This is a genomic window from Streptomyces sp. NPDC051907 (assembly GCF_040681075.1).
In the GTDB taxonomy this organism is placed as follows: domain Bacteria; phylum Actinomycetota; class Actinomycetes; order Streptomycetales; family Streptomycetaceae; genus Streptomyces.
This window is the reverse complement of the sequence record NZ_JBFAYB010000229.1, coordinates 1-1,979: the sequence shown is the minus strand read 5'-3', so window position 1 is coordinate 1,979 and position 1,979 is coordinate 1. Positions and strand designations below refer to the sequence as shown.

Sequence of the window (1,979 nt, the reverse complement as noted above, 5' to 3'; positions counted from 1 at the left end):
CCCGCTCCGGTCGCCGAGGCCCCCGCGGCCCCGGCTGCCGCTCCGGCTCCGGCCGCTGCTCCGGCGCCCGCCCCGGCTCCGGCTCCGGTCCAGGCCGCCCCCGCGGCTCAGGCCCCGGCGCCGGCCGCGCCCGCTCCGGCCGCCCCGGCCAAGCCTGCCCCGGCTGCCGCTCCGGCGGCCCCGGCCCCGGCCCCGGCCTCGGCTGACACGAGCGACGCGTACGTCACGCCGCTGGTCCGCAAGCTCGCCGCCGAGAACGGCGTCGACCTGGGCTCCGTCAAGGGCACCGGCGTCGGCGGCCGCATCCGCAAGCAGGACGTCGTCGCCGCCGCGGAGGCCGCCAAGGCCGCCGCTGCCGCTCCGGCGCCCGCCGCCGCGCCGGCCAAGTCGAAGGCTCCGGCCGTCGAGGCGTCCCCGCTGCGCGGTCAGACGGTCAAGATGACCCGCATGCGCAAGGTCATCGGCGACAACATGATGAAGGCGCTGCACTCGCAGGCCCAGCTGACCTCGGTCGTCGAGGTCGACATCACCAAGCTGATGAAGCTGCGCAACCAGGCGAAGGACGGGTTCGCGGCGCGCGAGGGCGTCAAGCTGTCCCCGATGCCGTTCTTCGTGAAGGCGGCGGCCCAGGCGCTGAAGGCCCACCCGGTCGTCAACGCCCGGATCAACGAGGACGAGGGCACCATCACGTACTTCGACTCGGAGAACATCGGCATCGCCGTGGACTCCGAGAAGGGTCTGATGACGCCGGTCATCAAGGGCGCGGGCGACCTGAACCTCGCCGGCATCGCCAAGAAGACAGCCGAGCTCGCCGGCGCGGTGCGCGCCAGCAAGATCACGCCGGACGACCTGGCGGGCGCGACCTTCACGGTCAGCAACACCGGCTCGCGCGGCGCGCTGTTCGACACGGTCATCGTGCCGCCGAACCAGGCCGCCATCCTGGGCATCGGCGCGACGGTCAAGCGCCCGGCGGTCATCGAGACCGCCGAGGGCACGGTCATCGGCGTGCGCGACATGACCTACCTGGCGCTCTCCTACGACCACCGTCTGGTGGACGGCGCGGACGCCGCCCGCTACCTGACGACGGTCAAGGCGATCCTGGAGGCGGGCGAGTTCGAGGTCGAGCTCGGCCTGTAACGCGGCTCGTGACGCGGCCTGTAACGGGCCTCACTGACGGCGCCCCCGTCCGGAGTGTTTCCGGACGGGGGCGCCGCCGTATTGTCTAGGAGTCACCGCAGCTCTCTGCTTCAAGGAGCGGCTCTATGAGCATCCCCGTCGTCCACTCGCTGCGCGATCAGATCCGCGAGCACATCGTGGAGGGGATCGTCAGCGGTCGCTGGAAGCCGGGTGAGCGGATCGTCGAGCGCCGGATCGCCACGGAGCTCGAGGTCTCCCAGACGCCGGTGCGCGAGGCGCTGCGGGAGCTGGAGAGCCTGCGGCTGATCGAGTCCGCGCCCAACAAGGGTGTCCGCGTACGGAATCTGACGGCGGCTGACCTGGAGGAGAGCTATCCGGTGCGCGCCGGCCTCGAGCAGATCGCGGCGGAGCTGGCGGCGGACCGGCTGGCCGAGGACTGCTCGACGCTGGAGCCGCATGTGGAGGCGCTGTACGAGGCGGACCGCACGGCGGACTCGGCGGCGCAGGTGCGCCACACGGTCGCCTTCCACCGCGAACTGGTCCGCGCGGCCCACAACGCGGTGCTGCTGCACACGTGGGAGGGGCTGGGGATCGAGGTGTTCACGGCGCTGTCGATCCGCTGGCTGGGGACGGTGCAGAAGTCGTACGCGGAGGAGCACGAGGAGCTGGTGGACGCGTTTCGCCGCCATGATCCGACGATCGGCACGCTGGTCAAATCCCACGTCCTGGGCTGCGCCCCCCGGGCATGAGCCCGGCGCCCCCGCGCCTCAATCTCCCCCAGACTTCGTCCGGGGGGACCCCCACGAGGCTGAATTTCCGCGCCCACGCCCGGCACCCTCAGC

At 72.4% G+C, this 1,979-nt stretch carries 2 protein-coding genes; both read left to right on the top strand.

What is annotated here, in order from left to right; genetic code table 11:
* The coding region (gene sucB, locus AB0M39_RS41945; protein ID WP_365374442.1) for a 2-oxoglutarate dehydrogenase, E2 component, dihydrolipoamide succinyltransferase at nt 1-1,137 on the top strand (1,137 nt) is incomplete at its 5' end.
* 125 nt (nt 1,138-1,262) lie between these two features.
* Nucleotides 1,263-1,886, top strand: a complete 624-nt coding sequence (locus tag AB0M39_RS41940) for a GntR family transcriptional regulator (protein WP_365374440.1) — start codon at nt 1,263-1,265, stop codon at nt 1,884-1,886.
* The last annotated feature ends 93 nt before the right edge of the window (nt 1,887-1,979 follow it).